Raw genomic sequence first — 24445 nt, 5'->3', positions numbered from 1 at the left:
ATCGACCCTTTCCAGGCGCTCACGCCGCGTAGCTGTTGCAGCCCCAGCGCTTGAAATTGCGGACCCGCGGACACTTGCTGACTTTCGTGATCCACAGGTCGAACACGCGCGGTTCGCGCAGGCAGGCGAAATAGCCGACCCCGTGAATGACCAGCGCGGCCGGCAGCGCGAGGAAACTGCCCGTGATCAGGAACAGCTCGGTCGTCACCGCCGCGTTGATGATGAAATAGTTGTACGTCACGCCCGCGAACATCTGCGGCCGCGTCAGCGCGCGATGGACGGGGTGGCGGACGAGCTGGTCCACCTCAGCCCCCGGCAGCCTGCTGGATGCCGGCGACGATCGAGGCCGCGCCGAACAGGATGAAGCACCCGATGATGACAGTGGCCCCGAAACGCCAGTTCATCCGGCCGGTCAGCATGAGGAAGCCGACAGCGGCCACCGCCATGACCGCGACCGCGGTCGCGACATTGCCGAGCAGCGTGCCCTGGAGCCAGCCGAGCGCGGCCACGATCGGGCCGGAGCCCTGCGGATCGGCCACCCGCTGGGCCATGGCGGCGCCCGGGGTGGCGAACAGGGTCAGGGCAAGAATACGGGTAAGCGATCGCATCGGCTGTCAGTCCTCGCGGGAATGGTTGGAAAGGCGGCCCATTATGGCCGCCACGTAATTGCGGGTTTCGCGGATGTTCGGGATGCCGCGGGCGCGCTCGACCCGCCCGGGCCCGGCGTTGTAGGCGGCCAGCGCTTTCTCCAGGTCGCCATCGAACCGGTCGAGCTGCGCGCGCAGATAGCGCGCCCCGCCCTCCAGGTTGGCAAACGGATCTTCGGGATCGACGCCCAGTTCGCGCGCGGTGCCGGGCATGAGCTGGGCCAGGCCGCGCGCGCCGGCGGGCGATACCGCATCGGGACGCCAGCGGCTTTCCTGCCAGACGAGCGCCTCGATCAACGCCGGGCTCAGGTCGAAGCGGCGCGCCAGTTCGTGGACCTTCTGCGCGTAATGCGGCGGGATCGCCGCCGAATGGCGCGCGGGATCGGCCACCGCCTCGGCCGGCAGGGCATAGTCTGCCGACAGGGCAACCATGTCGGCCGCTTCAACACCGGGCAAAGCCACTTCGTCGCCGGACGCCGCGCCCACCAGGGCCCCGGCGATCCAGCGTGCGCCCTGCGCATCGATTTCCATGACGTCCGCCCGTGCCGGGCCGGCCGTCCACGCCAGGCAAGCCGCGAGGGCGAGCAGTGGCGACCGCTTGAGAATCATCGAACCCTCCGTCCGCCTCCCTTGCGCACCGTACATGACAGGCTGGTGACAGCAAGTTGGATAGAATCGGACCAATGCGTCACGCGCCGCAGTCGGCTGGGGCGCAATCTATCCGATCTGTGGCGGAGGGGCCACGGGGGATTCTCGCTGCATCCGCCGCCGTCCGGGCGGATGCCGCCGGATCAGCGCATCGTGACCCGGCTTGCCGGGGCGAATTCGCCCTGTTCCAGCATTCGCAGGGCGCGGCGCGCAAGATCGCGCGAATCGACCCAGTCGCCGCCGGCGACCTCGAGGCGCAAGCCGGTCTCGCTCCGCGCGGCGGCGCGGAACATCGCACGCGCATCCTCTTCGCGGCCCGCGCGCGCGTAGGCGATGCCGAGGTTGATCAGCCGGGCCGGATCGTCCGACTCGATCGCGGATTCCTCGAGGACCTCAATCGCCGCCTCGTTCCGGTTGGCGACGAGCTCGTCATAGCCGACTTCCGGCGCAACGCCCGCCTGCGTGGACATCAGCAGGCCGGCAATCACTGAACCTATAGCCATTGTAACTCTCCCAATTTCGTCAGTTCACGCAGGGCATAATGCGCCTCGCGACGGTGGGCTGCAACTAAAATGTCATACTGTCATTGATCGGTAATCTTTTACTCCCCCGCCGCCGACTTTGTCATATTTGTCATAATGCAGTCATATTAGCTGGCACCAACTAAATCCGGTATCCTGCAAAGAAAGTGTCACGCCACGGTCCTAGTTCGCGGCTCGCGATATCGAATTCGCGACCAATCGATTCTCGGTTTTTTGAGGGGACCGCTCGCTGTGAAAACCATCCAACGATCCATCGTTCTCGGCTGCGGCCTGGCCATCCTGGCCGGCTGCGGTGCCGACGAAATCTCGTCGCCGGGCACCGGCGGCAACGTCATCATCAACCCGCCGGCGTCGCCTCCCCCGCCTCCGCCGCCCCCGCCGCCCCCGCCCGCGACCGTTTCGCCGGCGGCAGGCTGCCCGACGATCGCCGACCCGCAGGGGCTTACCGATGGCGGCACGATCAGCGGCCCGACCGGCGAATATCGCATCTGCGAGCTGCCCGCGCGCTTCAATGCTTCCTCGACCCTGCCCTATGTCGAGGGGCTGCTCTACTACATGAACGGCCGGGTCGACGTGGGCACCGATGGCGGCCCGACCGCCTCGGACGCCGATACCGACGTGACGCTGACGATCGAACCGGGCGCGATGTTCTACGCCAGCGGTTCCTCGTTCCTCATGGTCAACCGCGGCAACCAGATCAACGCCGTCGGCACCGAGGAAATGCCGATCATCTTCACCAGCCGCGACAACGTGCTGGGCCTGAACAACAACAACTCGTCGGGCCAGTGGGGCGGCGTGGTCCTGGCCGGCCGTGCGCCCGTGACCGACTGCGCGGCACCGGGCGCGACCCCGGGCACCATCGGCTGCGAACGCCAGGTCGAGGGCGCGGCCCAGCCGGCGCTGTTCGGCGGCGCGACCGAAGACGACAGCTCGGGCACGATGCGCTACGTCCAGATCCGCTATTCGGGCTTCGTCCTGTCGGGTGACAACGAGCTGCAGTCGCTGACCACCGGCGGCACCGGCACGGGCACCCAGCTGAGCCACATCATGAGCTACAACAGCTCCGACGACGGCGTGGAGTTCTTCGGCGGCCACGTTAACCTGAAGAACCTGATCGTGGTCGGTTCGGAAGACGACGCGCTCGACACCGACACCGGCGTCAAGGCCAACATGCAGTACGTGATCGCGATCAGCCGCGCGAATGCCGGCGACACGATTATCGAAGCGGACTCGTCGAACGCCAACATCGAGAACACCCCGCGCCAGAACACGCAGATCTCGAACGCGACATTCATCTACAACGGTGCCGCGCGCGATCAGGCGATCCGCATTCGCGGCGGCGCGGACTACGCGATCGTGAACTCGGTGCTGGTCGACTCGACCGGTTCGACCCCGTGCATCCGCATCGACGACACCGAAACGACCCGCGCGGCCAACGCCGGTCTCGACGACGTCGGGCCGCCGGTGTTCAATTCGTTCGTGATGGATTGCGCCAATGGCTTCCGCGACGGCAGCAACGGCGTATCGGCCGCCGATTCCCAGGCGATCTTCGACGCCGGATCGAACAACAACGCCAGCTTCACCAGCACGCTCGCGATGACTTTCGTGAACGGCACGAATGAAAGCGGCGTGACGGCGTTCGATCCCACCGCGCTGTCGAGCTTCTTCGACAACGTCAACTACATCGGCGCGGTGCGCGACGATGCCGACACCTGGTACGCCGGCTGGACCTGCAACTCGGCCACCGCGGACTTCGGCACCAACACCGGCGATTGCACCTCGCTGCCGATCTACTGATCGGATGAACGACGGGGGAGGCGCCTCGCTGCACGGCGGGCCGCCTCCCCGCCCATTTTCGGGCCCTTGGCCCGCCGCGAGATTTTCGGACTTCTAGACGAAGGGGGCTCCCATCATGTCCACCGGCAAGCAGTTGGCGGGGCTGCTTTTGCTCACCACCGCACTCACCTTCCCCGGCGCCGCACTGGCGCAGGGCACTGTCTCTTCGCCCGGAACGGGCGCCGAAGGGGCACCGGATGCCGAAGGCGGCAGCGCCCCGGCGAACGAGGCCGAGGGGCCGGAGGAAGCGGAAATCTCCATTCCCGGCGGCGGGGGCGAGATCATCGTCACCGGCCGGCGCACGCGCGACGTGACGCGCAGCTCGACCCAGGTCGTTTCCGTCCTGACCAGCGAGCAGATCGCGCGGACCGGCGAAGGCGACATTGCCGGCGCGCTGGGCCGGGTCACCGGCCTTTCGGTGCAGGGACAGGGCTTCGTCTACGTCCGCGGCCTCGGCGATCGCTATTCGCTCGCGCTGCTGAACGGCCTCCCCCTCCCCAGCCCGCAGCCGCTGAGCCGCGTGGTCCCGCTGGACATCTTCCCGACCGACGTGGTCGCATCCAGCCTGGTGCAGAAGACCTATTCGGCCAATTTCCCGGGCGAGTTCGGCGGCGGCGTGATCAACCTCACCACCCGCGCCATCCCCGACGAAAGCTTCCTGGAAATCAGCGCCGGGATCAGCGGCGACGAACAGACCACATTTTCCACCGGTAACGACTATTACGGTTCGGATTTCGACTGGTTCGGCTTCGACGACGGAACGCGCGATGCACCGCCCGCGCTGCGGCAGTTCTTCGACAGCGGCCTGCGGATGAGCGACCTCGAGGTCGACCAGCAGGCGATTGCCAAGCAGCTGGGCAACCCCAACCTCGTCGTCACCCAGAAAGTGGAGGAGCTGCCGGTCAACTGGTCTGCCGGGCTGACGGCCGGCACCTCGTTCCCCGTCTTCGCCGACGGGCAGTTCGGCGTGATCGCGACCGCGGGTATCAGCAACAAGTGGCGCAACCGCTCGATCATCGCGCAGACCGCGATCAATGCGGACCTCGATCTCGACACCGATTTCCGCGACTTCGTCACCGACAACCGCATTCTGGTCAACGGCCTGCTCGGGTTCGGGCTCGAGCTGGGCGATCATCGCTTCCGCTGGACCAACCTCTACATCCGCGACACGCTGAAGCAGACGCGGCATTCGCTGGGCGACGACTTGCAGGACGGCGATACCGAGTTCGTCCAGGACACCGCGTGGTACGAACGCCAGCTGATCGACAGCCAGCTGGTGGCGGAGCTGGAATTCGGCAATCTCGACGTGGACCTGCGCGGCGGATACGCGCAGACCCGGCGCGAGGCGCCCTACGAATACAGCTTCACTTATGTCCGCACGAACAACGAGAACGATCCCCTCGGCGACATCTTCGTCAACGTCCTCGATCGCCAGCGCGGCAGCGCCTCGGTCGCGTTCTCGAACCTGAAGGAAGAGCTCTGGTACGGCGGGATCGATCTCGGCTACGCGCTGACCGATTGGCTGCGCCTGACGGCCGGCTACGCCTACACCGATACCGATCGCTACTCCGAACGACGCGAGTTCCTGTTCGATGCCGACTCCGGCTTCGAGGATGCGGTCGGCGCGCTGCGGCCGGACCTGCTGCTGGGCGACGCGATCATCGAGTACTACGATATCGGCCTGATCGAGACGACCCAGTCCGACCCGGCCTTCGCGGCGGGCCTCGAGATCCACGCCGGCTATCTCCAGTCGCGCCTCAACCCGGTCGAAGGGCTGACCATCGACCTCGGCGTGCGCTACGAGGACGCGACCCAGCGGGTCGACCCGGTGGAAGTCTTCGCCACCCCGACCAATTCGGGCAGCTCGACCCTGCTGGCGAACGATTACTACCTGCCGGCCGGGACGATCACCTGGGAACTGACCGATGCCCTCCAGGCGCGGATCAGCGGTTCGAAGACGATCGCGCGCCCGCAGTTCCGCGAGCTGATCTTCCAGACCTATTACGACCCGGAAACGAGCCGCCGCTTCAACGGCAACCCGTTCCTCGTCGATAGCGAGCTGGAAAACTACGAGGCCCGGCTCGAATATTACTTCGGGCGCGGCAACCGGGTTTCGCTGGCCGGGTTCTACAAGCAGATCGACAACCCGATCGAGATCTACTCGTCGTTCTCCGACAACGTGCAGGTCGCCAGCTTCGCCAATGCGCCCCGCGCGACGCTGAAGGGGGCGGAGCTGGAATTCCAGTACAACCACGACCTGCTCGACTGGGGCGGCTGGTTCGAAACCAAGCGGCTCGTGGCGGTGGCCAACTACACGTTCACCGATTCCGAGATCGAGGTGGGCGACGACGACACGACGCAGATCTTCCCGGGGGGCGAAAGGCCGGCGACCGACTATTTCCGCGACGGCGTGCCGCTGACGGGCCAGTCGGACCACCTGCTGAACCTGCAGTTCGGCCTCGAGGATCTCGACCGGTTGCAGCAGTTTACCGTGCTGTTCTCCTACGCCAGCGAGCGGGTGACGGCGCGCGGCACCGGCAACCTGCCGGACATCGTCGAAGACCCGGGCTTGCGCGTCGATTTCGTCTATCGCCAGGACCTGAACCTGTTCCGCCTGCCGGTCGAACTCAAGCTGGAAGCGCGCAACATCTTCGGCCGCGACCACTACGAGTACCAGTCGAACGGCACCAACCGGATCGAGATCAACACCTACGAGGTAGGCCAGAGCTACGCGCTGTCGCTTTCGACCGAGTTCTGACCCGCCCGGCTTCTCCACCCACTAAAAGGCCGCCTCCCCCCGGGGGGCGGCCTTTCTTGTTGCTTCGGAACATGGCGCGCCGCGGCGGCGGGCGGCCGGCGTGTCAGGGCGCGTCGTAGACGTAGCCGAGCGAGCGGACCGTGCGCAGCGGGTTGTCTGCGCCGGCCGAACGCAGCGCCCGGCGGAGCCGGCCGATCCAGACATCGACCGTGCGCTCGTCGATCGGCGGCTCCAGCTTGCCCAGCCCGGCAATCAGTTCGCCGCGCGACATGACCTGGTTGGGGTTTTCCGCGAAGAAACGCAGCAGCCGGAACTCGTTGGGCCGCAGCTGGATCGGGGTGCCGCCCCAACGCGCCTGCAGCGCGGCGAGATCGATCGTCAGGTCGCCCACCTCGAGCCGCTGGGTCGAGTGCCGGCGTTGCTGGTGCGACTGGAGGGCAAGCACCCGGTCGAGCACGACCCTTCGGTCGAGCGGGCCGACCATGTAATCGTCCGCCCCGGCACGCAGGGCGCGGCGGCGGTCGTCGATATCGTCGCTTTCGAGCACCATCGTGACGTGGGCATCCGCCGTGCGCGGATCGGCGCGCAGCCGGCGGCACATCTCCAGCCCGGCGAGGTCGTCCATCACCCAGTCGACGAAAGCCCACATCGGCCCTTCGACCAGTTGCCGCGGCCCTTCGGGGTGGAGGCGCGCGAAAACGAAGCGAGTGCCGTCATGCTCCAGCTCCTCGATCGTGTCGGCGATCTTTGCGGTCAGGAAAATGTTGATGACGCCCACGCCCGGCTCGCCCCTTTGCCCTAGTCGGTGGCAAGACGTGCCGCGCTCTTGTGACGGGTTGGTGACAGATCCTTGTCGATTCTCGCCCGGAAGCGGAGGAGCGGAACCGGGCCTTCGGGCGAGCGTGCGCCCTCCCGGTTCGCCAGCCGCAATCACATCGGCGTGTCGTGGGAGCCTTGCAGAATCACATTTCAATGTTTATCGACATTGTCATGTCTGAACTGAGCGCCAAATCGATCAAGCAGAAGATCCAGGACCTGGTATCTTCGGGCAGCATGTCGCGGGCCGGAATCGCCCGCGCGGCCGGCCTTCATCCCAATACCCTGCGCGATTGCGGCGATGCGGGCTGGAACCCGACCTCCGAAACGCTCGACAAGCTGGCAGCCTTCCTGCACGAGAACGACGATCGACCGGTCCTCGCCACGATCGAGGAGATCATCGACGAGGCGCGCAACGGGCGCATGTTCATCCTCGTGGACGACGAGGACCGGGAAAACGAAGGCGATCTCGTCATCCCCGCCCAGATGACCACTCCGGCGGCAATCAACTTCATGGCCAGCCACGGCAAGGGCCTGATCTGCCTCTCGCTCGACCGCAAGCGGGTCGAACGCCTCGGACTCGAGCCGATGAGCCGGAACAACCGCGAATCGATGCAGACCGCCTTCACCGTCTCGATCGAGGCGCGCGAAGGGGTGACGACCGGCATTTCCGCCGCCGACCGGGCGCGCACGATCGCGGTGGCGATCGATGCCGGCAAGGGGCCGGAAGACATCGTCAGCCCCGGCCACGTCTTCCCGCTGGTCGCGCGCGACGGCGGCGTCCTGGTGCGGGCCGGCCATACCGAGGCCGCGGTGGACATCTCCCGGCTCGCCGGCCTCAACCCCTCGGGCGTGATCTGCGAGATCATGAACGAAGACGGCACGATGGCGCGGATGGACGACCTGATCGCCTTCGCCCGCCGCCACGACCTGAAGATCGGGACGATCCGCGATCTCATCGCCTATCGCCTGCGGAACGATCACCTGGTGGAACAGGTCAGCGAAAGCACGCTGCAATCCGACTATGGCGGCGAATGGCGCGCGATGACCTATCGCAGCAAGGTTTCCGGCGCGACCCACGTGGTATTGCAGAAAGGGCATGTCGATCCCGAGCAGCCGACACTGGTGCGGATGCACGCGATCTCGATCTTCGACGACGTCCTGGGCCAGTCGGGCGCGCGCAAGCGTCAGCTGCAACGCTCGATGGCCGCGATCGGGGAGCGCGGTTCGGGCCTGATCGTGGTCATCATGCCCGACCGGCCGGAAATGCTGCAGGCCGAAATCGGCCGCCACCCGCACCCCGATGGCGAACTGCGCGATTACGGCATCGGCGCACAGATTCTGGTCGATCGCGGGGTGAGCGAGATGGTCCTGATGTCCGACAGCGAGCGGACTGTCGTGGGCCTCGAAGGATATGGCCTGAAGGTCGTCGGGCGCGAACCGATCCCCGGCTGAGGCGCCGGCAGCTCCGCCCCGGGGCGCCGATGGCGCACGCCGGGGCGGCGCGCGGCGTCACATCGAACGCGCGATCAGCATTTTCATGATCTCGTTCGACCCGCCGAAGATCCGGGTGACCCGGCTGTCGCGGAACATCTTCGCGATCGGATATTCGTTGATATAGCCCCAGCCGCCGTGGAGCTGGAGGCACTTGTCCACCACTTCGCCCTGCAGTTCGGTCAGCCAGTACTTGGCGATCGAGGCCGTCGTCACGTCCAGCTCGCCCCGCAGCAGCTTGGCGATGCAATCGTTGAGGAAGACCTTGGCCGCCGTGCCGCGCGCCTTGAGATCGGCGAGCACGAACTGCGTGTTCTGGAAATCCCAGATCGTCTGGCCGAAGGCCTTGCGCTGCTTGACGTATTCGACCGTGGTGTCGAGCGCCTTCTCGATCGTGCTCATCGCGCCGACCGCGATCACCAGCCGTTCCTGCGGCAATTCGCCCATCAGCTGGTAGAAGCCGCGCCCTTCCTGGCCGCCCAGGACGTTGTCCGCCGGGACGAAGACGTCGTCGAAGAACAGCTCGCTGGTGTCGGCGGCGTCCATGCCGACCTTGTCGAGCTTCTTGCCGCGGCGGAAACCCTCCGCCCCCTCGGTCTCCAGGCACATGAGGCTGATGCCCTTGGCCCGCTCGTTCGGATCGGTCTTGGCGACGACGACGATGAAGTTGGCCAGCTGTCCGCTGGAAATGAACGTCTTGGCCCCGTTGATCCGGTATCCGTTGCCGTCCTTGACCGCAGTCGTCGCGACGTTCTGCAGGTCGGACCCGACGCCCGGCTCCGTCATCGCGATCGCGCTGATCAGTTCGCCCGAGACGAGCCGCGGCAGCCAGCGCTTCTTCTGCTCCTCGGTCCCGTGGCGGACGATGTAGGGCAGGATGATGACGTTATGGAGCGAACTGGCGAAGCCATCGACTTCCTTTGCCGCCTGCTGGTCGAGCACGACGAGGTCGTGGCGGAAATCGCCGCCGTGCCCCCCGTATTCCTCCGGCACGGTCATCCCCAGGATGCCGGCCGCGCCGGCTTCCTGCCAGAACTCGCGATCGACCTGGCCATTCTCGCGCCAGCTCTCGACCCGCTTGGCCGGGGCGTGCTGTTCGAAGAACTTGCCGACCGCATCGCGGAAGACGGCGATCTCCTCGTCCTGCATGAATTCGGGATCGGGAACGTCGATTACGGGCATTGGGGGTTTCTCCTCTCGAAACGGTCAGGCGACGGTGCCGCTGTCGCGCAGGCCAGCGATTTCCCCGGCATCGAGGCCGAGCGATTGCAGGATAGCGTCGCTGTCGTCGCCCGGCAGGGGCGCGGGCGGCGGGGTGGCCGGCGCGGTGTGCGAATAACGCGGCGCGGGGGCGGGCTGGATGTCGCCGCCTACCTCTACGAAAGCCTCGCGTGCGACGTTGTGGGGATGACGGGCCGCCTCGCTCATGCTCAGGACGGGGGCATAGCAGATGTCGGTATGTTCCATCAGCGCGTCCCATTCGTCGCGCGTCTTTGTCTTGAACAGCGCGGCCAGCTTGTCCTTCAGCGCGCCCCAGCGCGCGCGGTCGTGCTGGGCATCGAACTCGGGATCGTTCTCCAGCCCGGCGATGCGGCGCAGCTCGGCGTAGAACTGCGGCTCGATGCTGCCGATCGAAACGTACTTGCCGTCGCGCGTTTCGTACGTGTCGTAGAAGTGCGCCCCGGTATCGAGCATGTTGGCGCCGAGATCTTCCGACCAGACGCCCATGTTCTTCATCCCGTGGATCATCGCCATCAGCACGGCCGTGCCGTCGGTCATCGCGGCATCGATCACCTGCCCCTGCCCGCCGCGCGCCACGTTCAACAGGGCGCTGACCATGCCGAAGGCGAGCATCATGCCCCCGCCCCCGAAATCGCCGACCATGTTGATCGGCGGGGTCGGCTTGCCGCCCGCGCGCCCGAAATGGGCCAGCGCACCGGCGAGCGCGATGTAATTGATGTCGTGCCCGGCATAGGGGGCGTAGGGGCCGGTCTGGCCCCAGCCGGTCATCCGACCGTAGACGAGCTTCGGATTGTCGCCCAGCAGCTCGTCCGGTCCCAGGCCCAGGCGTTCCATCACGCCGGGACGGAAACCCTCGATCAGCCCGTCCGCGCTCGCGCACAGCCGCCGCGCCAGGGCGACGCCCTCCGCGCTCTTGAGGTCGATTGCGACCGAGTTACGCCCGCGGGCCAACACGTCCTTGCTCGTCACCGGCTGCGAGCCGCCGCGCGAGCCGCTGGCGCGGTCGATGCGGATCACTTCGGCGCCGTGGTCGGCCAGCATCATGCCGCAGAACGGCCCCGGGCCGATGCCTGCGAACTCCACGATGCGCAGCCCGTTCAGCGGGCCGGCCATCCTACTTGCCCTTCCAGTTGGGCTTGCGCTTCTCGGCAAAGGCGGCGGCGCCTTCGCGCGCATCCTCGCTGACGAAGACCGGGCCGATCAGCGCGCCCTGCCGATCATAGCGCTCTTCCATCGGCCAGGCGCGCGATTCGCGCACGATCTGCTTCGAAACGCGCACGGCCAGCGGGCCGTTGGCGGCGATCCGCGCCGCCAGTTCGAGCGCGGCGTCGAGCGCGCTGCCATCGGCGACGCGGTTGATCAGGCCCAGTTCGTATGCGCGCGCGGCATCGATGAAATCGCCGGTCAGCGCCAGTTCCATCGCGATCCGTTCGGGGATCTGGTCGGGCAGCATCATCACCCCGCCGGCGGCCGCGACCAGCCCGCGCTTCACCTCGGGAATGCCGAATTGCGCCCCGGCGCTGGCAACCACCAGGTCGCAGGCGATCATCAGCTCCAGCCCGCCGGCAAGCGCATAACCTTCGACCGCGGCGATCAGCGGCTTCCTGGGCGGAGCCTGGACGACGCCGCCGAAGCCGCGCCCCTCGATCATCGGCGACTCGCCGCGCAGGAAACCCTTGAGATCCATGCCGGAGCAGAAGGTCCCGCCCGCACCCGTCAGCACGCCGACCCGCAGGTCGTCCTCCGCATCCAGCCGGTCCATCGCCGCGGCGATCCCTTCGGCCGCGGCCTTGTTCATCGCGTTCTTCGCATCGGGCCGGTTGATGGTGACGATCAGTACGCCGTCGCGCACCTCGGTCAGGATCTCCTCGCTCATCCTCTCACTCCATTTCTTATCGAAACTGTTCTTGTGCCCTTGCTGACCAAGCCTTACGCATGCGTCAACCCGATTCCGATAAGAGAGGAGAGTTTGCCGCGATGCCAGAGGCCTATATCATCGATGCGGTGCGGACCCCGCGCGGCGTCGGCAAAGTCGGCAAGGGCGCGCTGGCGCACATGCATCCGCAGCACCTGGCCGCGACCGTGCTGGAAGCGATCGCGCAGCGCAATTCGCTCGACACGAAAGACGTCGACGACGTGATCTGGTCCACCAGCACGCAGAAGGGCAAGCAGGGCGGCGATCTGGGCCGCATGGCCGCGCTCGACGCAGGGTACGACGTGACCAGTTCGGGCATGACGCTCGACCGGTTCTGCGGCGGCGGGATCACCAGCGTGAACCTCGCCGCGGCGCAGGTGATGAGCGGGATGGCCGACCTCGTTGTCGCCGGCGGCACCGAGATGATGAGCTACACCGCAAGCTCGATGCAGGAGGAGATGCAGGCCGGGATCATGCCGCTGGGCATGGGGTCGGGCAACGACCGGCTGCGCCAGGTCCATCCGCAGAGCCACCAGGGGGTGTGCGGCGATGCCATCGCGACGATCGAAGGGTTCACCCGCGAGGAGCTCGACGCGCTCGCCCTGCGCAGCCAGCGCAATGCAGCGCGCGCGATCGAAGAGGGGCGGTTCGACAAGTCGCTGGTTGCGGTGACCGATGCCGACGGTAACGTCGTGCTGGAGCGGGAGGAATTTCCCCGTCCGCAGACGACGGCCGAAGGGCTGGCAGAGCTAAAGCCCAGCTTCGAGAAGATCGCCCGGACCCCGCTCGACGCGCAGGGGACGACGTTCGCCGGCCTGATCAACCAGAAATATCCCGATCTCGAAATCCGTCATTTCCACCACGCGGGCAACAGCTCCGGCGTGGTCGATGGCGCGGCGGCAGTGCTGCTGGCGGGCAAGGACTATGCCCGGGCCCACGGGCTGAAGCCGCGCGCGCGGATCGTCGCAACCGCGAACCAGGGCGACGATCCGACCCTGATGCTCAACGCGCCGGTTCCCGCGGCGAAGAAGGTCCTCGCCAAGGCGGGCCTTGCCAAGGACGACATCGACCTGTGGGAAATCAACGAGGCGTTTGCCGTCGTCGCGGCCAAGTTCATCCGCGATCTCGACCTTCCGGAAGACAAGGTGAACGTCAACGGCGGGGCGATCGCGCTGGGCCACCCGATCGGCGCGACCGGTTCGATCCTGATCGGCACCGCGCTGGACGAACTGGAGCGGATCGGCGGCCGCTATGCGCTCGTCACCATGTGCGCCGCCGGCGGCATGGCCCCTGCCATCGTGATCGAACGGGTCGACGACTTCGTGGATTGAGGATAGCGCAAGGCCCATGGACCTGATCGGACCCGTATCGCGCAGCTACATCTCGCAGCGCACGAAGCTTCACTACGCCGACTGGGGCAACCCGGAGGCACCGCCGCTGATCCTGCTTCACGGCGGGCGCGATCACTGCCGCAGCTGGGACTGGACGGCCAAGGCGCTGCGCGAAGACTGGCACGTCATCTGCCCCGACTTGCGCGGGCACGGCGACAGCGGGTGGAGCCGGACCGGTTATTACCCGGTCATGGGCTATGTCTTCGACCTGGCCCAGCTCGTGCTGCTCAACGACCTGGCCCCAGTCACCATCGTCGCCCATTCGCTGGGCGGCAATGTCGCGCTGCGTTTCACCGGCCTTTACCCCGACAAGGTCCGCAAGATCGTCGCCATCGAGGGGCTCGGCCCCTCGCCCGAACGGCAGGCCGAACGCGACGCGCTGGGGCCGGAGGCGATCTGGGGCGAATATTTCGACAAGAAACGCGACGCCGCCGCGCGCCAGCCGCGGCGCTATGCGACGTTCGACGATGCCCTGGCGCGAATGCACGAGGCGAACAGCTACCTGTCGAAGGAACAGGCGCTTCACCTGACGCAGCACGCGGTGATGCGCAACGAGGACGGGACCTTCAGCTGGAAGTTCGATCCGCACCTCCACGCCTGGCCGCCCGAAGACATGCCCTACCCGCAGATCGAGGCGCTGTGGCAGCGGATCGAGTGCCCGACGCGCCTGATCTACGGCAACGACAGCTGGGCTTCGAACCCGGAGAAGGACGGGCGCATCCGGCATTTCCGCAACGCCGCCGTCAGCGCCTACGACAACGCCGGGCACTGGGTCCACCACGACCGTTTCCCCGATTTCCTGGAGGAACTGCGCGCGTTCCTGTGATCGCGCGCAAATAGCCCATGGACCTGAGCCCTTACGACAGCGAGGATTTCCCCGAGATCCGCGAAGGCGTGCGCCGCCTGTGCGCGCAGTTTCCCGGCGAATACTGGCGGCGGCTGGACGCCGCGCGCGAATACCCGAGCGAATTCGTCGCCGCGCTGACCGAGGCGGGCTGGCTGTCGGTCCTGATCCCGGAGGAATACGGCGGTTCGGGCCTGGGCCTTTCGGCGGCCGCGGCGATCCTCGAAACGATCCAGGCCGAAGGGTGCAACGGCGGCGCATGCCACGCGCAGATGTACATCATGGGCACGATCCTGCGGCACGGATCGGAAGAACAGAAACGCGAATACCTGCCCCGGATCGCCAGCGGGGAGCTGCGCCTGCAAGCCTTCGGCGTTACGGAGCCGACCAGCGGCACCGACACCACCGCGCTGCGCACGACCGCGGTGCGCGATGGGGACGAATATGTCGTCAACGGGCAGAAGATCTGGACCAGCCGGGCCGAACATTCGGACCTGATGCTGCTGCTGGCGCGCACGACCCCGCGCGAACAGGCGGCGAAGAAGACCGACGGCCTTTCCACCTTCATCGTCGACATGCGCGAAGTGGCGGGCAAGTCGCTGACCATCCGCCCCGTCCGTACGATGATGAACCACGCCACGACCGAGGTGTTCTTCGACAACATGCGCATCCCGGCAAGCGCGCTGGTCGGCGAAGAAGGCAAGGGCTTCCGCTATATACTGTCGGGCATGAACGCCGAACGCTCGCTGATCGCGGCCGAATGCGTCGGCGATGCCAAGTGGTTCATCCGCAAGGCCGCGGCCTATGCCGGGGAACGCCGGGTGTTCGGCCGCGCGATCGGCGCGAACCAGGGCGTCGCCTTCCCCATCGCCCGCGCTTACGCCAACATGCGCGCGGCGGAACTGATGGTGCACGAGGCCGCCCGCCTCTACGAAGCGGGCAAGCCGATGGGGGCGGAAGCCAACATGGCCAAGATGCTCGCCGCCGATGCATCGGTGGAGGCGGGCAATGCCTGCATCCAGACGCACGGCGGGTTCGGCTTCGCCGAGGAATACGACATCGAGCGCAAGTTCCGCGAGACGCGCCTCTACCAGGTCGCGCCGATCTCCACCAACCTGATCCTGTCCTATCTCGCCGAGCACGTCCTCGGCATGCCGCGCAGCTATTGATCCGCACCCCGCGGAACCGCCTCCTCCCGCGCTCATTACCCTAACCGGGGGCGCGTGACGCGGGCGCCGATGGCCGCCGCGCAGGCGCGCGAACCTCCCGGGCAAGGAGGATGCGAACGATGGACGCCACCACCACTGCCGGGCACCGCGGCTGGCCGCGCTGGCCCGCGATCGTGCTGGGCATCCTGCTCGCCCTTGTCGGGCTGGCGCTCTTCGCCGGCGGCGCCTGGCTCGCCGCGCTGGGCGGTTCGATCTACTACCTGCTGGCGGGGCTCGCGGTCGCCGCCAGCGGTATCCTGATCGCGCGCGGCCGGATCGCCGGCGTCGCGCTCTACGTGCTGGTCTTCCTCGCTACCGTTGCCTGGGCGCTGTGGGAAACGGGCCTCGACGCGTGGGCCCTGGTACCGCGCATCGTCGGCCCGGCAGTGCTGCTGCTGCTCGTCGTCCTCGTCGCGCCGCTCATGCACCGCCGCCCGTTCGGTTGGCTCGGCGCCGGCGGACTCGCGGCCGTCGCGCTTGCCCTGGTGGCGGGCGGGTTCTTCCTCGTCGCCCAGTCGGGCGAAAGGACCGTGCGCGCCCTGCCCGCGGCCGACTTCGCCGGCAGCGGGGAATTTCCCGCCGCCGGCGCCGAATGGACCGCCTATGGCGGCACGGCCGAGGCGCAGCGTTATTCCACCCTCGCCCAGATCACGCCGGAAAACGTCGACCGGCTCGAACGCGCATGGGTCGCCCACACGCGCGACCTGCCCGCCGACATGAACGACAACAGCTATGGCGCCGAAACGACCCCGCTCAAGATCGGAGACCGGCTGTTCCTGTGTTCCGCCACCAATATCCTGATCGCGCTCGACGCGGCGACCGGGCGCGAGATCTGGCGCCACGATCCCGGCGTCTCGGAAGACTGGATCCCCTATACCGCCGCCTGCCGCGGGGTCGCCTATCACCGGGCCGACGGCGGCGACCCGGCGGCACCCTGCGCCAGCCGGGTGATCCAGGGCACGCTCGATGCCCGGATCATGGCGGTGGACGCGCGCACCGGCCGGCCCTGCGCCGGCTTCGGCGACGGCGGATCGGTCGATATCACGCAGGGGATGGGGCCGGTCGTGCCCGGCATGGTTTCGATCACCTCGCCCCCTGTCATCGTGCGCGGCAATATCGTGACCGGCCACCAGGTGCTCGACGGGCAGAAGCTCGATGCCCCCTCGGGCGTCATCCAGGCATTCGACGTCGAGACCGGGGAGCTGGCCTGGGCCTGGGACATGAACGCGCCCGAACGAACCGGCCGCCCCGAAGGCGACGGCATGTACAGCCGCGGCACGCCGAACATGTGGACGATGGCCTCTGCCGACGAGGAACTGGGCCTCGTCTACCTGCCGATGGGCAATTCGGCCGGCGACTACTACAGCACCGGCCGCAGCGAGGCGGAGAACCGTTACGCCACCGCGCTGGTGGCGCTCGATGCCGAAACGGGGCGCCCGCGGTGGCATTTCCAGACGGTCTACAAGGACGTTTGGGATTACGACCTCGGCTCGCAGCCGACGCTGATCGATCTTCCGGGCGGGGTTCCCGCAGTCGTCCTCGCCAGCAAGCAGGGCGATATCTACGTCCTCGATCGGCGCACCGGCGAACTGCTGACCGAGGCCGAGGAACGACCCGTGCCCCAGGGCGGAGTGGAGCCGGCCGAACGGACGGCGACCCAGCCGTTTTCGCTGTTCCACACGCTGGCCCGGCCGCGGCTGGAGGAACGCGACATGTGGGGCATGTCGCCGCTCGACCAGCTCGCCTGCCGCATCCAGTTCCGCCGCGCGGCCTACGACGGGATATACACGCCCCCCACCGCCAGCCGGCGCTGGATCCAGTACCCGGGCTATAACGGCGGGTCCGACTGGGGCGGAATCGCGATCGACCCGGTGCGCGGCGTGATCGTGGCCAATTACAACGACATGCCCAATTACAACCGGCTCGTGCCGCGCGACGAGGCGAATGCGAAGGGCTGGACCCCGCGCGGCTCGGCCCGCGGCGGGGCGATGGGCGGCGGCGCGGAAGGCGCGGGCGACCCGCAGATGGGCGCGCCTTACGCGATCGACGTCAACGCCGGGTGGCGCCTGCCCTTCACCGGCCTGCTGTGCAAGGAACCGCCCTATGGCGGCATCCGCGCGATCGATCTGCGCACGGGCGAAACGATCTGGGACCGGCCGTTCGGCACCGCGCGCCGCAACGGGCCTTTCGGCATCCCTTCGATGCTGCCGCTCGATATCGGGACGCCCAACAATGGCGGCAGCGTGGTCACCGCCAGCGGACTGGTCTTCATCGCCGCGACGACCGACAACCTGTTTCGCGCCATCGACCTGCGAACGGGGGAGACGCTGTGGCAGGACGTCCTGCCGGCGGGCGGCCAGGCCACCCCGATCACTTACGCGGCGAACGGCCGGCAATACGTGGTCGTCATGGCCGGCGGGCACCATTTCATGGAAACGCCGGTGGGCGATGAACTGATCGCCTATGCCCTTCCGGCCGAATAGAGCCGCGACGGGCCGGGCCGCATGACGCTGACGACCGCGCTCCTCCTCGCCCTCCTGCCGGCGGCGGGCAACCTGGCCGGCTTCGGCCTTGCGGAATGGCGCAAGCCGCCGCCCTGGCTGACCGGCGCGGCGCTGCACATGGCGGCGGGGATCGCGACCGCCGTCGCGGCGATCGAGCTGGTGCCCCGCGCGCAGGATCGGGCAGCGATCTGGATACTGGCCATCGCCATCGTCGTCGGCGCGCTCGTTTCCGTCCTGCTCGTCCGGCTCAGCCGCCGCGTGCGCGGCGGCGGGCAGGGTTCAGGCGCCTTCGTCTGGGGCGCCTATACCGCGATCGCGGTCGACATGTTCACCGACGGGTTGATGACCGGGGGCGGGAGCGCGGTCGCCGCCGATCTCGGCCTCCTGCTCGCCGCATCGCAGGTCCTCGGCAACCTGCCCGGGGGTTTCGCGATCGCGGCGGCGCTGCGATCGGGCAATGTCGCCGGGCGCAAGCGGCTGTTCGCCGCCCTCGCCTTCCCCCTCGCCCCCCTGTCGGGTGCGCTGGCCGGGTTCCTCGTGCTCGACGGGGCGAGCGCCGCGCTTTCGGGCTTCGTCCTCGCGCTCTTCGCCGGGCTGCTGCTGACCGCGACGATCGAGGACCTGGTGCCCGAGGCCGATGCCCCCGGCACCTCGCGCAAGCTTTCCAGCCCGGCCTTTGCCGCCGGCTTCGTTCTGCTGATGCTGATGTCCGCCTATCTCGGGGCCTGAACCGTGCCCGACCTGACCAGCCTGCCGGTCGTCTGGCTTGCAGCCCTGTTTATCGCCGGGGCCGCCACCGTATGGTTCGCCGGCGCGCGGCTGGCCCGCTATGCGGACGAGGTCTCGCAACGCTCGGGGATAGAGCAGGCCGTGATCGGCGTGCTCCTGCTGGGCGCGGTCACTTCGCTGCCCGAGATCTCGACCACGACGGTCGCCACGCTGTCGGGCAACCCGGCGATGGCGGTCAACAACCTGCTGGGCGGGATCGCTTTCCAGGTCGTGGTGATCGCGCTGGCCGACCTGTTCGTGGGCAAGGGTGCGCTGACCAGCATGGTCCCGGGCACGCGCACGATCCTCAATGCCGGGATCAGCATCGTCCTGCTGGTCCTGGCCGCGATCGGGGTGATGATCGGCGACTGGGAACTGCCGCTGGGCAGCGTCGGCTTCTTCCCGGTGCTGATCGCGGCGGTCTATGTCCTCAGCCTCTCGCAACTGAACCGCGAGGTTGCGGCGGGCGGCTGGGTCCCGGCGACCGAGGCGCGCGTCGAGCAGGAGGCGATCGAGCGGCCCGCGATCGGCAACATGCGGCTGGCGCTGGCGATTGCCTTGGCCGCAGCGGCGATCTTCGCAGGGGGCACGGTGGTGACGCTCGCCGCCGAAGGCCTGGCCGAACAGACCGGCACCGATACCGGCATCATGGGGCTGACCCTGCTGGCGCTGGCCACTTCGCTTCCCGAGCTGAGCACCGCCATTGCCGCGGTGCGCCTGCGCCGGGCGGAACTGGCGATCGGCGACATCCTGGGCGGCAACATGTTCGACGTCGTCCTGATCCTGCTGGTGGACATGCTCGATCCCGGGCCGCCCGTGCTGCAGCAGGTGGACCGCGCATCGATGACAGCGGCGCTGATCGGGGTGCTGCTGACCGCGCTGATCATGATCGGCCTGGTCGAACGGCGCGACAAGGCGAAGCTGCGCATGGGGTACGACAGCATTGCCGTCCTGGTCGTCTATGTCTCGGGAATGGCCGCGATCCTGGGCGGGATCGTTTCGGCCTAGGCCATCAGGGCGGGCAGGAAATCATAGACGACGCCCGCGGCCGCCAGCACGATCGCGAGGCCGGCGACCGACACCGCGCCTTCGACCTTGCGCCAGCGCCACAGCGCGGCCAGCGCGCCGAGCGAGGCCAGCGTCAGCGCGGCGACCAGCCACAGCACGATCCGCTGGCCGGGAAAGATCGAACTGATCGACCAGGCGACCATGAAATGCGCCGCCCAGATCGCGAAGGCGCCGCCCAGCACGACCCAGTCCAGCCGGTTGAAGAATTGCGGGTTCATCGCGCCGTCACCCCGGTATCGTCCGCATGAGCAGGCTCAGCGCAAGCCCCTGCGCGGCCGCGAAGAACAGGAACCGGCCGACCACGTCCATCGTGACATTGGCCGGCGTCGTCAGCAGGCCGCGGCCGCTCCGCAGGCCGAGGTAGAGCGCCATGACGACGCCCACCGCCGCGAGGCAGGCCTGGTAGGCCAGCATCGCGAAGACCGTCGCCCCTTGCGCGCTGTCGGCAGGGGCGAGGCCGGCGGCCTGCCAGCCGGTCATGTCGAGATAGAGCGCCCCGACGATCAGTGCCGCGCTGGCCGTCGCGGTCAGCCATGGCCCCTGCCCCGGAAAGACGCCGGCTTCGTGGCGAGACAGGAGGTAGCGGGCGAGGCGCGCCGCGATCATTGCGCCGGCGAGCAGCGCCGCGACCAGCGCCGTCTGGCCAAGCGGCGGGGCGTCAATCCACACCTCGGGATGAATGCCGTAGAGATAGAGATAGCTGAAACCGCCCATGACGGCGATCATGCCCATGACGACCATCAGCGTGTTGAGCGCCCACCAGCCATGACCGCGCGGGCCGGTCACCGAAATGGGGACGACGATGCCCGCGCCGATGTCAGCCTCTTTCTGGGCGATCGGCCGGTCGGTCTCCCACAGCCAGCGCAGCACGCAGACCGTCGCGACCACCCCGCTGAACCAGGCGAAGGCATAGGCCTGGACCGTCAGCGAGAGGAAGAAGAACGCCGTGAACGCGGCGGCGCCGATTGGCCAGGGCGACGGCCCGGGCATGAGCTGGAGATACTGCGGCTCGGCGTTGACGGGGGACGTGATGATCGTTTCGCGCAGGCCGGTCGCGCTGTTGGGCAGGAAATAGCGCCCCTCGGCCACGTCGTCGCAGATCGCCGGATCGTCCCACAGCGGCTCCCGGCTGCGGACGAGCGGGATCGAGCGGGTCGAATACATCCCGGTCGGCAGCCATTCCAGCGTGCCCCCGCCATAGACGTTGCCGGCGTCGTGATCGGTGGTGAACCGGAAATTGCGCGCCAGGTCGAGCAGGAACAGCAGGACCCCGGCCGCGATGGTGAAGGCGCCAATGGTGGAAACGAGGTTCAGCAGGTCCAGCCCCCGGTCGGGCAGGTAGGTATAGACCCGGCGCGGCATCCCCATGAAGCCGGTCAGGTGCATCGGCAGGAAGGTGACGTGCAGCCCGGTGAACATCAGCCAGAAGACCCACCGCCCGAGCCTTTCGGACAGCGGATTGCGGCTGGTCATCCCGTTCCAGTAATAGAACGCGGCGAACATCGGGAAGACCATCCCGCCCAGCAGCACGTAGTGAAGGTGGGCGACGATGAAATAGGTATCGTGGACCTGCCAGTCGAACGGGACCATGCCGACCATCACGCCCGTCAGCCCGCCCATCACGAATATCAGGACCGAACCGACGATGAACAGCGCGGGCACCGACCAGCGTATCCGGCCCGCCGCAAGCGTCGCGATCCAGCAGAACACCTGGATGCCCGCCGGCAGGCTGACCGCCATGCTCGCCGCGCTGAAATAGCCGGCCGATACCCGCGGCATGTCGGTGGTGAACATGTGGTGCGCCCAGACGCCGAAGCTGATGAACCCGGTCGCCACCAGGGCGAGCACGTTCAGGCGGTATCCCACAAGCGGGGTGCGCGCGACGGTGGCGACCATCATGCTCATCAGCCCGGCCGCGGGCAGGAAGATGATGTAGACTTCCGGGTGCCCGAAGAACCAGAACAGGTGCTGCCACAGCAGCGGGTCCCCCCCGCGCGCGGGATCGAAGAAAGGCCAGTTGAACGCCCGCTCCAGCTCCAGCAGCAGGGTGCCGAGGATCACGCTGGGAAAGGCGATCACGATCATCACCGCGAAGACCAGCATGGCCCAGGCGAACATCGGCATCCGGTCGAGCGTCATGCCCGGCGCGCGCGTGCGCAGGACGCCGACGATGATCTCGATCGCGCCGGCAATCGCGCTGATCTCGATAAAGCCGATCCCCAGCAGCCAGAAATCGGTGTTGATCCCCGGGCTGTAGGCGATCGAGGTCAGCGGGGGGTACATGAACCACCCGCCATCGGGCGCCAGCCCGACGAAGAGCGAGGCGAAGAAACAGAGCCCGCCGACGAAATAGGCCCAGAAGGCATAGGCGGAAAGCCGCGGAAAGGGCAGGTCGCGCGCGGCCAGCATCTGCGGCAGCAGCATGATCCCGATCGCCTCCACCATCGGCACCGCGAACAGGAACATCATCACCGTGCCGTGCATGGTGAAGAACTGGTTGTAGGTTTCCTGCGGCAGGAATTCCTGCAGCGGCGCCGCCAGTTGCACCCGCATCCCCAGCGCGAGGATCCCGGCGAGGAGGAAGAACAGGAACGCCGTCGCGACGTAGAAGAAGCCGACGTAATTGTTGTTGACGACGGTCAGCAGGCCCCAGCCCTTGGGATTGTCCCAGATCCGCTCCAGTTCCTCCACCTCGCCGTCCGGGCGCGGCCGATGCGTGGGGAAGAGCCGGTAGAGATCGTGGTCGAAGCCGGTTTCGGACTTCATTTCTGCTGCTCGAGCCAGATCGCGATGTCTTCCAGCTCCTCGGCCGAAAGCATGTCGTAACTGGGCATCCGGTTGCCCGGCTTGATCGACTGGCTGTCCCCGATCCAACCGATCAGGGTGCCGCGATTGTTGGGCAGGATGCCGGCGCCCAGCGTCTGGCGGCTCCCGACATGGGTCAGGTCCGGCCCGGCGAGGCCGTTGGCCGGCGTGCCCGCGACGCGGTGGCAGGCCGCGCAGCCGCTGTCCATGAACAGGCGGCGGCCCGCCCCGCCGCCGGGCGCGCTCGCCGCCTGGCGACGCGCCTTGGCCGCCAGCCATCGGCGGAAATCGTCCTGCCCGTGCGCGATCGCGACGAAGCCCATCAGGGCATGGGGGCCCCCGCAATATTCGGCGCAGACCCCGCCGAACCGCCCCGGCCGGTCGGCCTGGACGCGCAGCAGCGTCGTGCGCCCGGGGATCATGTCCTTCTTGCCCGAAAGGTGCGGCACCCAGAAACTGTGGATCACGTCGGCGGATTGCAGTTCCAGCACGACAGGCTCGCCCACCGGGAGATGCAGCTCGTTCGCGTCGGCCACCAGGACGTTGCCGTCTTCATCGAGGTACTCGACGCGGAACCACCACATCTCCGCGGTTACGCGAACGCGCATCTCATCGCCGGTAATGCCCTCGGTCAGCGAGGCGGTGAGCGCGAGGCCCCAGACGAGCAGCGCGGTCAGGACGACGCCGGGAAAAGCAACCCCGCCGATCCACACGGTTCGCTCCCCGCCCAGCTTGCGCTTGAGCGCGTCCGGCCCGCGCAGCGCCACCCACAGCGCGGCGACGACGATCGCGGTCACCGCCACGCCCATGCCCAGCAGCACCCAGGCCAGCGTGGTCACGCTCTCGGCATAGGGCCCGGCCGGATCGAACACCGGCGGCGGCCAGCCCCAGAGCGCCTCAATCATCGTCGATTCCATAGAGATAGGCGGCCACGGCATGGGCCTCCTCGGAAGAGATCGGCATGGCCGGCATCGTCGATCCGGGCTTTGCCGCCGGGGCGTTGCGCACGAAGCGGGCGAGGTTTGCCGGGGTGTTCGGCAGGTAGCCTGCGATCGGCCCTACCCCGTCGAACCCGGCGAGCGAGGGGCCGGTCCGCCCCTCGGGCCAGTCGATTCCCGGTATCTCGTGACAGGCCGCGCAGCCGGCGCGCTCGATCACGTCGCGCCCCTTGTCGCGCAGGCCGGCATCGAACGTATAGCGCGAGGCCGGTGGCTGCTTGCACGCCGCCAGTCCCAGCGCGCAGCCCAGGGCGGCCGCGTGTCCGAAGATTTGCCCCACAGCTTTCATGCCACGCCGCCCCGCATGCCTATGGGAACCGCGCCGCCCCGTGCATGTTCCCGAAGGGCATGGTTTTCACGCAGAACAGGGGCTTCGCCAGGTCGATCCTGATCCCGGCCGCGGCGGTGGCCCTGGCCGGCTGCGACAACGGCACGCCGCCGCCCAGCGCGTTCGAGGCGAACGGCGAGGTCCTGGCGCTGAGCGGCGGAGCGGCCGGACCGGCCGGGGCCTGCGTGACCTGCCACGGGCTCGACGGCGGGGGCGACGGCGCGCTGACGCCCCGGCTCGCCGGGCTCGACGCCGGCTATATCGTCCGGCAACTGGAGTTTTACGACGCGGGCCTGCGGCGCGATCCGCACATGCAGTGGATAGCCGGCAGCCTCGACAACGATGCCCGCGTCATGCTCGGCGAATACTACGCGGCCCTGCCTCCGCCGGGGGCGGAGAGCGCGGACGCCGCCGACCCGCCCCCCGCGGCCGCCTGTGCGCCGCCGATCGTCGCGCTCTACCACCGGGGCGACCCGGCGCGCGGCCTGCCTTCCTGCGCCAGCTGCCACGGCGACGACGGCCGCGGCCGGGGCCACGGCAACCCGCCGCTTGCCGGCCAGCCGGCCCGCTATCTCGAACGGCAGCTCCGCCACTGGCGCGACGGCAAGCGCTACGGCGACCCGCAGGGGGTGA

Annotated in this window: 21 protein-coding genes and 2 pseudogenes; 10 read left to right on the top strand and 13 right to left on the bottom strand. The window is 67.9% G+C overall.

Features of this window, described 5'->3' with window-relative positions; genetic code table 11:
* Nucleotides 1-19: 19 nt before the first annotated feature.
* The 4 genes from T8T98_RS03025 to T8T98_RS03010 form a co-directional block, all read right to left on the bottom strand.
* Nucleotides 20-304: a type IV secretion system protein VirB3 gene (locus T8T98_RS03025; RefSeq protein WP_160732139.1), complete on the bottom strand. Its 285-nt coding sequence runs from the start codon at nucleotides 302-304 to the stop codon at nucleotides 20-22.
* Nucleotide 305: 1 nt separating this feature from the next.
* Nucleotides 306-608: a TrbC/VirB2 family protein gene (locus T8T98_RS03020; protein WP_251104087.1), complete on the bottom strand. Its 303-nt coding sequence runs from the start codon at nucleotides 606-608 to the stop codon at nucleotides 306-308.
* A 6-nt stretch (nucleotides 609-614) separates the two neighbouring features.
* Nucleotides 615-1256 carry a lytic transglycosylase domain-containing protein gene (locus tag T8T98_RS03015; RefSeq protein ID WP_251104088.1) on the bottom strand — a complete coding sequence of 214 codons (642 nt, stop codon included), beginning with the start codon at nucleotides 1254-1256 and terminating at the stop codon, nucleotides 615-617.
* A 182-nt stretch (nucleotides 1257-1438) separates the two neighbouring features.
* Nucleotides 1439-1798 (bottom strand): hypothetical protein, encoded by a 360-nt coding sequence (locus tag T8T98_RS03010; RefSeq protein ID WP_251104089.1) that lies wholly within the window; start codon nucleotides 1796-1798, stop codon nucleotides 1439-1441.
* 270 nt (nucleotides 1799-2068) lie between these two features.
* Between T8T98_RS03010 and T8T98_RS03005 the strand changes: the two genes are divergently transcribed.
* Together T8T98_RS03005 and T8T98_RS03000 are read left to right on the top strand one after the other, a co-directional pair.
* Nucleotides 2069-3634: a hypothetical protein gene (locus T8T98_RS03005; RefSeq protein ID WP_251104090.1), complete on the top strand. Its 1566-nt coding sequence runs from the start codon at nucleotides 2069-2071 to the stop codon at nucleotides 3632-3634.
* A 115-nt stretch (nucleotides 3635-3749) separates the two neighbouring features.
* On the top strand, nucleotides 3750-6431 hold the full coding sequence (locus tag T8T98_RS03000; protein WP_251104091.1) for a TonB-dependent receptor domain-containing protein: 2682 nt from the start codon (nucleotides 3750-3752) through the stop codon (nucleotides 6429-6431).
* Between the two features lie 103 nt (nucleotides 6432-6534).
* Here T8T98_RS03000 and T8T98_RS02995 read toward each other — a convergent pair whose 3' ends face one another.
* Nucleotides 6535-7209, bottom strand: a complete 675-nt coding sequence (locus T8T98_RS02995; RefSeq protein ID WP_407675070.1) for a response regulator transcription factor — start codon at nucleotides 7207-7209, stop codon at nucleotides 6535-6537.
* 212 nt (nucleotides 7210-7421) lie between these two features.
* On the opposite strand from T8T98_RS02995, the gene ribB reads away from it, so the two are divergent.
* Nucleotides 7422-8702, top strand: a complete 1281-nt coding sequence (gene ribB / locus T8T98_RS02990; RefSeq protein ID WP_251104092.1) for a 3,4-dihydroxy-2-butanone-4-phosphate synthase — start codon at nucleotides 7422-7424, stop codon at nucleotides 8700-8702.
* A 57-nt stretch (nucleotides 8703-8759) separates the two neighbouring features.
* Here ribB and T8T98_RS02985 read toward each other — a convergent pair whose 3' ends face one another.
* The 4 genes and pseudogenes from T8T98_RS02985 to T8T98_RS02975 all read right to left on the bottom strand — a co-directional run bounded on the left by T8T98_RS02985 (nucleotide 8760) and on the right by T8T98_RS02975 (nucleotide 11859).
* Nucleotides 8760-9527, bottom strand: coding sequence for an acyl-CoA dehydrogenase family protein (locus tag T8T98_RS02985; protein WP_407675114.1), 768 nt, complete (start codon nucleotides 9525-9527; stop codon nucleotides 8760-8762).
* Between the two features lie 78 nt (nucleotides 9528-9605).
* Nucleotides 9606-9890 (bottom strand): annotated as a pseudogene (locus T8T98_RS16315) (acyl-CoA dehydrogenase family protein); the annotation flags it as partial.
* Nucleotides 9891-9947: 57 nt separating this feature from the next.
* Nucleotides 9948-11096 carry a CaiB/BaiF CoA transferase family protein gene (locus T8T98_RS02980; RefSeq protein ID WP_251104094.1) on the bottom strand — a complete coding sequence of 383 codons (1149 nt, stop codon included), beginning with the start codon at nucleotides 11094-11096 and terminating at the stop codon, nucleotides 9948-9950.
* A 1-nt stretch (nucleotide 11097) separates the two neighbouring features.
* Nucleotides 11098-11859, bottom strand: coding sequence for a crotonase/enoyl-CoA hydratase family protein (locus tag T8T98_RS02975; RefSeq protein WP_251104095.1), 762 nt, complete (start codon nucleotides 11857-11859; stop codon nucleotides 11098-11100).
* A gap of 101 nt (nucleotides 11860-11960) precedes the next feature.
* Here T8T98_RS02975 and T8T98_RS02970 point away from each other — a divergent pair, with 101 nt between their 5' ends.
* The 6 genes from T8T98_RS02970 (at nucleotide 11961) to T8T98_RS02945 (ending at nucleotide 19621) form a co-directional block, all read left to right on the top strand.
* Entirely contained in the window at nucleotides 11961-13229 is a 1269-nt protein-coding gene (locus T8T98_RS02970; protein WP_251104096.1) for an acetyl-CoA C-acetyltransferase, read from the top strand.
* A gap of 16 nt (nucleotides 13230-13245) precedes the next feature.
* Nucleotides 13246-14115 carry an alpha/beta fold hydrolase gene (locus tag T8T98_RS02965; RefSeq protein ID WP_160732129.1) on the top strand — a complete coding sequence of 290 codons (870 nt, stop codon included), beginning with the start codon at nucleotides 13246-13248 and terminating at the stop codon, nucleotides 14113-14115.
* A 17-nt stretch (nucleotides 14116-14132) separates the two neighbouring features.
* A complete protein-coding gene (locus T8T98_RS02960; protein WP_251104097.1) occupies nucleotides 14133-15302 on the top strand; it encodes an acyl-CoA dehydrogenase family protein in 1170 nt (389 codons plus the stop codon).
* Nucleotides 15303-15421: 119 nt separating this feature from the next.
* The gene (locus T8T98_RS02955) at nucleotides 15422-17824 is read left to right on the top strand and encodes a membrane-bound PQQ-dependent dehydrogenase, glucose/quinate/shikimate family (RefSeq protein ID WP_251104098.1); all 2403 of its coding nucleotides are present in this window, start codon (nucleotides 15422-15424) and stop codon (nucleotides 17822-17824) included.
* Nucleotides 17825-17845: 21 nt separating this feature from the next.
* Entirely contained in the window at nucleotides 17846-18574 is a 729-nt protein-coding gene (locus tag T8T98_RS02950; protein WP_160732127.1) for a ZIP family metal transporter, read from the top strand.
* Between the two features lie 3 nt (nucleotides 18575-18577).
* Nucleotides 18578-19621: a sodium:calcium antiporter gene (locus T8T98_RS02945; protein WP_251104099.1), complete on the top strand. Its 1044-nt coding sequence runs from the start codon at nucleotides 18578-18580 to the stop codon at nucleotides 19619-19621.
* Here the strand turns inward: T8T98_RS02945 and T8T98_RS02940 are convergent.
* From T8T98_RS02940 to T8T98_RS02925, 4 genes are read right to left on the bottom strand one after another with little or no spacing between them, the layout of a single operon-like run.
* Nucleotides 19618-19899, bottom strand: a complete 282-nt coding sequence (locus T8T98_RS02940; protein ID WP_251104100.1) for a hypothetical protein — start codon at nucleotides 19897-19899, stop codon at nucleotides 19618-19620. The genes T8T98_RS02945 and T8T98_RS02940 overlap by 4 nt on opposite strands.
* A gap of 7 nt (nucleotides 19900-19906) precedes the next feature.
* Entirely contained in the window at nucleotides 19907-22447 is a 2541-nt protein-coding gene (locus T8T98_RS02935) for a cbb3-type cytochrome c oxidase subunit I (protein WP_251104101.1), read from the bottom strand.
* A complete protein-coding gene (locus T8T98_RS02930) occupies nucleotides 22444-23391 on the bottom strand; it encodes a cytochrome c oxidase subunit II (RefSeq protein ID WP_251104102.1) in 948 nt (315 codons plus the stop codon). The genes T8T98_RS02935 and T8T98_RS02930 overlap by 4 nt, the downstream gene beginning before the upstream one ends.
* Complete coding sequence (locus T8T98_RS02925; RefSeq protein ID WP_251104103.1) at nucleotides 23384-23773, bottom strand: c-type cytochrome; 390 nt, start codon at nucleotides 23771-23773, stop codon at nucleotides 23384-23386. The genes T8T98_RS02930 and T8T98_RS02925 overlap by 8 nt, the downstream gene beginning before the upstream one ends.
* A gap of 44 nt (nucleotides 23774-23817) precedes the next feature.
* Here T8T98_RS02925 and T8T98_RS02920 point away from each other — a divergent pair.
* Nucleotides 23818-24441, top strand: a pseudogene (locus T8T98_RS02920) (c-type cytochrome); the annotation flags it as partial.
* Nucleotides 24442-24445: the final 4 nt, after the last annotated feature.

Source organism: Pelagerythrobacter marinus, from assembly GCF_034375205.1.
Lineage (GTDB): Bacteria > Pseudomonadota > Alphaproteobacteria > Sphingomonadales > Sphingomonadaceae > Pelagerythrobacter > Pelagerythrobacter marinus.
The sequence above is the reverse complement of the archived record's forward strand: the minus strand, read 5'-3'. Positions and strand labels throughout refer to the sequence as shown.